Source organism: Pseudomonas sp. (genome assembly GCF_036404235.1).
Lineage (GTDB): Bacteria > Pseudomonadota > Gammaproteobacteria > Pseudomonadales > Pseudomonadaceae > Aquipseudomonas.
The window spans coordinates 60,832-67,166 of record NZ_DASWOT010000023.1 but is presented as its reverse complement, the minus strand read 5'-3'; the positions used below and the strand labels follow the sequence as shown (position 1 = coordinate 67,166).

At 58.6% G+C, this 6,335-nt stretch carries 5 protein-coding genes; 2 read left to right on the top strand and 3 right to left on the bottom strand.

Features of this window, described 5'->3' with window-relative positions; genetic code table 11:
- Together VGC62_RS03230 and VGC62_RS03225 are read right to left on the bottom strand one after the other, a co-directional pair.
- Positions 1–2,696: efflux RND transporter permease subunit (locus VGC62_RS03230; RefSeq protein ID WP_331185627.1), on the bottom strand; the 2,696-nt coding region annotated here is incomplete at its 3' end.
- Positions 2,697–2,702: 6 nt separating this feature from the next.
- Positions 2,703–3,803 (bottom strand): efflux RND transporter periplasmic adaptor subunit, encoded by a 1,101-nt coding sequence (locus tag VGC62_RS03225; RefSeq protein ID WP_331185626.1) that lies wholly within the window; start codon positions 3,801–3,803, stop codon positions 2,703–2,705.
- Positions 3,804–3,896: 93 nt separating this feature from the next.
- Between VGC62_RS03225 and VGC62_RS03220 the strand changes: the two genes are divergently transcribed.
- On the top strand, positions 3,897–4,544 hold the full coding sequence (locus tag VGC62_RS03220; RefSeq protein ID WP_331185625.1) for a TetR/AcrR family transcriptional regulator: 648 nt from the start codon (positions 3,897–3,899) through the stop codon (positions 4,542–4,544).
- Positions 4,545–4,802: 258 nt separating this feature from the next.
- On the opposite strand, the gene VGC62_RS03215 is transcribed toward VGC62_RS03220, so the two are convergent.
- Entirely contained in the window at positions 4,803–5,585 is a 783-nt protein-coding gene (locus VGC62_RS03215) for a class I SAM-dependent methyltransferase (RefSeq protein ID WP_331185624.1), read from the bottom strand.
- A gap of 96 nt (positions 5,586–5,681) precedes the next feature.
- On the opposite strand from VGC62_RS03215, the gene VGC62_RS03210 reads away from it, so the two are divergent.
- The gene (locus VGC62_RS03210) at positions 5,682–6,311 is read left to right on the top strand and encodes an energy transducer TonB (RefSeq protein WP_331185623.1); all 630 of its coding nucleotides are present in this window, start codon (positions 5,682–5,684) and stop codon (positions 6,309–6,311) included.
- Positions 6,312–6,335 lie beyond the last annotated feature (24 nt).

Here is a 6,335-nt window from a genome sequence, read left to right as displayed (position 1 = left end):
AGCGGGGCCGTTAGAAAGACCATCACTGTGCGCGAGAAACTGCGCAACTGGATCATCAACAACGTCAGCACCACCACAATGAACAACGGCACACCGGCGTTCACCGAGTTCTGGCCGCGCGCGGCATCTTCAACCGTTCCGCCAACTTCCAGCAAATAGCCGTCAGGTAGCTCAGCGCGCACCCCATCGAGCGTCGGAAGGATCTGTTTGACCAGCGTTGCCGGCTGCTCCGGGCCATAGATATCGGCGCGTACCGTCACGTTCGGCAAACGGTTGCGGTGCCAGATGACTCCCTCTTCGAAGCCGTATTCCAGCGTTGCGACCTGCGACAAGGCGACACTGCTGCCGTTTGCGGTCGGGATCGACAGGCTCGACAACGCGCCCAACTCGTGTCGCTCACGCTCAGTACCGCGCACCAGGATTTCGATCAATTCATCGTCTTCGCGGTACTGGCTGACGCTCGATCCCGTCAATTGGCTTTGCAGGAAACGCGACAGATCGCCCGTGGTCACGCCCAAGGCACGCGCACGGTCCTGATCGACATTGAGATAGATGACCTTGCTCGGCTCCTCCCAATCCAGATGCACGTTAACCACGTGGGGGTTCTCGCGAACCCTGGCGGCAACCTTGCGCGCCAATGCGCGGACCTGATCAATGTGCTCGCCGGACACCCGGAACTGCACCGGATACCCCACGGGTGGGCCGTTCTCCAGACGCGTCACTCTGGGGCGCAGCGTGGGGAATTGTTCGTCGAGGGTTTTGATCAGCCAACTGCGAAGGGCCTCGCGGTCCTCGATGGTTTTGGCCAAAACCACGAATTGCGCAAAACTTGCGGCAGGCAATTGTTGATCCAGTGGCAGATAGAAACGCGGTGAGCCGGTGCCCACGTAAGCCACATAATTGTCCACGCCGTCATGGCCTTTGATCATCTCTTCAAGGCGTTTGACCTGCTCGGTGGTGCTGCTCAGAGAAGCGCCTTCGGCCAGCTTCAGGTCGACCATCAGCTCCAGTCGTCCGGACGCCGGGAAGAACTGCTGCGGCACGAAGCGGAACATCACAATCGACAGCACGAACAGCCCGATTGTCAGCACGATCACCGTCTTGCGTCTGCGTACGCACCAGCCCACCAAGCCCCGCACGCGTTTGTAAAATGGCGTGCCATAAGGGTTCGGCGCGTTCGGGCCGGAGCCGTGTTTGGCCGCATGAATCTTCGCCAGATCAGGCAACAAACGCTCCCCCAGGTACGGCACGAACACCACCGCCGCCACCCACGAAGCTACCAGCGCGATGGTCACCACCTGGAAGATCGAGCGCGTGTACTCGCCAGTGCTCGATTGTGCCGTTGCAATCGGCAGGAAGCCCGCCGCCGTGATCAACGTGCCAGTGAGCATTGGGAAGGCAGTGCTGGTCCAGGCAAAGCTGGCGGCTTTCATCCGGTCGTAACCCTGCTCCATTTTGATCGCCATCATTTCCACGGCGATGATCGCGTCGTCCACCAACAGCCCCAGCGCCAGCACCAGCGCACCGAGGGAAATCTTGTGTAAACCGATGCCTAGGTAGTACATGCAGGCGAAAGTCATCGCCAGCACCACTGGAATCACCAGCGCGACCACCAATCCGGTGCGCATGCCCAGCGAGAAAAAGCTCACCAGCAACACGATGCCCAAGGCTTCGGCAAGCACCTGGACAAACTCACCCACGCCGGTTTTCACCGCCGCTGGTTGGTCCGACACTTTGCGCAGTTGCATACCGGCTGGCAGATTGCCTTGCAGACGAGCAAACTCGCCTTCCAGCGCGCGCCCCAACACCAGAATGTCCCCGCCGTCTTTCATTGCCACGGCCAGGCCAATCGCGTCTTCGCCCATAAAACGCATGCGCGGCGCTGGGGGATCGTTAAAACCGCGTCGCACTTGGGCTAAATCACTGATACGCAACGTGCGATCACCCACACGAATCGGGAAGTCGCGTATCTGGTCCACCGTTTGGAAACGCCCGGTCACCCGCAGTTGAACACGCTCGCTCGGGGTCTCGAAAAAGCTCGCGGCGATAACCGCATTCTGCGCCTCAAGCGCTTGCTGTACGGCCTGCATTGGCAATCCGAGGGTTGCCAGTTTGACGTTCGACAGCTCAATCCAAATCTTCTCGTCTTGCAGCCCCAGCAGCTCGACTTTGCCCACGTCTTTGACCCGTTGCAGCTGGATCTGGATGCGGTCGGCATAATCCTTGAGCACGGCGTAATCGAAGCCCTGCCCAGTCAGCGCGTAGATATTGCCAAACGTGGTGCCGAACTCGTCGTTGAAGAAAGGACCCTGCACCCCCACTGGCAGCACCTGACGGATGTCGCCAATTTTTTTGCGGACCTGATACCAGAGCTCCGGCAGTTTCGCCGAGTTCAAAGAGTCCGTTGCCATGAAGGTGACCTGCGATTCCCCCGGCCGCGAGAACGAAACGATTCGTTCGTAATCGCCGGTTTCCATGAGTTTCTTTTCGACCCGATCAGTGACTTGCCGCGCGACTTCTTCCGCGCTGGCGCCAGGCCACAAGGTGCGAATGACCATAGCCTTGAAGGTGAACGGCGGGTCTTCACTCTGGCCAAGTTTTGTGTAGGACAACGCGCCTACCACGGCCAGCAGGATCATTAAATACAGAACCATCTGGCGGTTGCGCAGGGCCCATTCGGAAAGATTGAAACGCATCCGGGCCTACTCCTTAGCCAGCAGTTTCACCGACCGATTGCTGCGGTCCACCGGGCGAATCTGTTCGCCCTCATGCAACACATGCACGCCAGCGGCGACCACCCAGTCCGTGGGTTGAAGGCCGCTCAACACTGGCACCGATTCCTGTCCATAAACCCCCACCTGCACCGGCGTGCGCTTGAGCGTACTGTCGTTTTGCACGCGCCAGACATAGGTCACGCCGTTCTCTGCGGTCAGCGCCGAAAGCGGTACTGACAACGGCACCGTATGTTCGGGCTGAATGAACACCCTGGCGCTCTGCCCCAATTCAGCAGGCACCTTGCCGGCAGCGAAAGCGATGCGTGCAGCAAAGGTCCGCGAACGCGGATCGGCTGCGGGCGAAAGCTCACGAATACGCCCTGGCAAGCGCTGATCGCGTTGCGTCCAAAGCTCCACGGACACCGGCTCGCCAATCTTGAAGCGGCCATAGTTTTGTTCCGGCAGGCTGATCAACACCTCACGCTCGCCATCGGCGGCGAGCGTAAAGACCGTTTGCCCGGCCGCCACCACCTGTCCGACTTCAACCAGACGTTTAGCGATGACCCCATCCGCAGAGGCACGAAGCACCGCGTAACGGGTCTGATTATCGGCAACAGTAAACTCAGCCTTCAGTTGCTTGAGGCGAGCATCACCTGCGCGATAGAGGTTTTCGGCGTTGTCATATTGGGATTTACTGACCATCTGCCGCTCCATCAGCGTCTTGTAACGGTCACGCTCGGCGCGGACCGTTTGCAGATTGGCTTCGGCGGCTGCGACTTGAGCACGTGTAGCTTCCAGTTGCAGTCTTACGTCCTGGGCATCAAGCTCAGCCAACGGTTGATTGGCCTTGACCCGCTCGCCCTCATCGACCAATCGCTTGCTCACTTTTCCGGGGATACGAAACGCCAGCTCCGGCTCAAATCGGGCGCGGACTTCACCGGGATAGCTGTCCATCGATTGGGATGCAGGCTGCGGTTGCACTACCATGGCCGGACGCACGGTGGTCGGAACTGAAACGTCCTGACCGCAGGCAGTCAGTAATGACACCAGGCTGATGGGTACGGCGAGGAACAAAGCATCGCGAAACATGATGTGAGACCTTCGCAAAAGAGGGCTTTTAATAATTGTACTGCCGAGTATATTAAAAATTACCAAACTGACCAGTCCACTATTGAAATGAACATGCCTGAGCATCCCTTGAACGACTCGACATCCCCCTCTGCTCCCGGTCGTCCGAAGGATCTGGCCAAGCGCCAGGCCATCCTCGGCGCAGCGAAGAACCTGTTCGTGCGTAATGGTTATGCGAGCACCAGCATGGACGCCGTTGCGGCCGAAGCCGGGGTTTCCAAGCTCACGGTCTATAGCCACTTCACCGACAAGGAGACATTGTTTTCGGCAGCCGTGGTGGCGCGCTGCGAGGAGCAAATGCCCGAGTTGTTCGTCGATCTGCCCCACAACGCGCCGGCAGAAAAGGTGTTGCTGAGTATTGCGAGAGGTTTTCAGACACTGATCAACAGCCCGGAATCGCTGGATTTGCACCGTTTGATGATTGCGCTAGGCAGTCAGGAACCTAAGCTATCGCGGGTGTTTTTTGAAGCGGGGCCGCACAGGATTCTTCAGGAGATGGAACGGTTTCTGACGCGGATCAACGATACCAACGGCTTGCATTTTGATTCACCGGCAAGCGCTGCCGAACACTTCCTGAGCCTTGTAAAGGGGGCGTGTAATTTCCGCTTGTTGATTGGGTGTGGCGAGTTGCCGGATGAACAAAGCGCCGAACAGCATGTGCAAGAGGTGGTGGCGTTGTTTCTGCGGGCTTATCGGTCCTGAGTTCACAGAAGAGAGTGTAGATACTCGGTTCCGGTGGGCGGATGTCTTCAATGCGGCGGTTGATCGGCTGAAGAGCGCGGCTTGCCCCGCGACCTGGCGCGCAGCGGCAGTAAACCCGGTGCGTGCGGCCTGCCAGTCACACCGTGTGCACAGGTTTTACGACGGGTTCCCCGCCGGTCGCAGGGCAAACCCGGCTCCAACATGGGGGGTCAGGGCTCTCGAAGCCTTCGACAGCTCCTATCAGGGTTAGCGGTAACCTTATGACTTCAACGCCTTCTTCGGATAAATATCATACCGGCTGGATTTGCCATCCAGCGCATACCCAGGCTTTGGCCCTTCAATACATGGCGCTTTGCGCGGGCGTTTGACCACCACGCGATGAGTCGCCAACGCTAATGCTGCTTCAAGCAACGCCGGGGCGTCCATGTCGTCACCGACCAACGGGCGAAACAGGCGCATTTCCTTCTTCACCAACGCTGTTTTTTCACGATGCGGAAACATCGGATCGAGGTAAATCACCTGTGGCGGCTCGCCCTCCCAGTCGCGAATCAACTCAATAGCGTTGCCGGTCAACAAACGCATCTGGCCGATGATCGAGCCTATGGCCATGTCCCGTCGACCACGCGCCAGGCCGTCTTCCAACAGCGCGGCAATGATCGGCTGACGCTCGATCAGGCTCATCTCGCAACCCAGACTGGCCAGCACGAACGCGTCTTTGCCCAGCCCAGCCGTCGCGTCCAAAACCCTGGGCCGAACCCCCGGTTGAATGCCGACTGCCTTGGCGATCATTTGTCCACTGCCACCGCCGAATAACCGCCGATGGGCCACGGCGCCCTCAACAAAATCCACTCGCACAGCGCCCGGCACATCGTCGCCCAACTGCTGCAATTGCAGGCCAGCGTCGGTTACTTGCAAAGCAAAATCCGCTTCGGCATCTTCCAGCGGCAGGCCAAGACGCTGTGCCCACTGCTCGGCCTGCGCCTGCCCGTCAGAGCTCAACGCCTGGACCCGAACGTGGCTGCCGGTTTGTTGTTCACTCATTGTCCACACGCTCAAATTTTCTTAATGATTGGCAGCATCTGCCGATAACGAAAGTATCCGGCATTTTGCCAGAACCCACGGTATGTACTGAGCACTATGTCAGACATTGAGCATGCATCCTCAATAGGTTACTTGACGTACGCGGGCGACTACAGCGTACGCAACACCCAAACCCTGAGCGGCGTGACGCAGCTCTGGCAGGATGCATTCGCTCGGGCGATGGCGCAGCAGATCGATGAAACCTCAGGTAATGAGCCTGGATTCAGCATCGAAGCAGCGACGGACAGCATGACTGTCGAGCCCATTGCCGGTGCCAAGACCTTGGGCAAAATCGTCGACCAGCGCGCGCTTCCTGTTGAAGACATCGAACGCAATCCGCCAGAGCCGCTGTTTCTGCCAATCGCCGAGTTTGAATGGGATCTGGCCGATAAGCCCGCCAAACCCTTCAGCGCCAGCGAATTGATCGAACAGCAACGCCATCTGGAATTCGACAGCAGTTGGGTGCGTCCTACCGTACTCAGCCCGTATGACGACAGCGTCGAGCCAGGACCTGGCCCTGAACCACGGCCTCTGTTCCTGCCAATTGCTGAGTTTGAATGGGACTTGGCTGACAAGCCTGCGCAACCGTTCAGCGTCAGCGAAATGATCGACCAACAGCGCAACCTCGACTTCGACACCGGCTGGGCACGCCCGATTGTGCTGCAAAATTTGCGTCAGGCGGCTTGATACCTACCCAAGAACCACAGACTA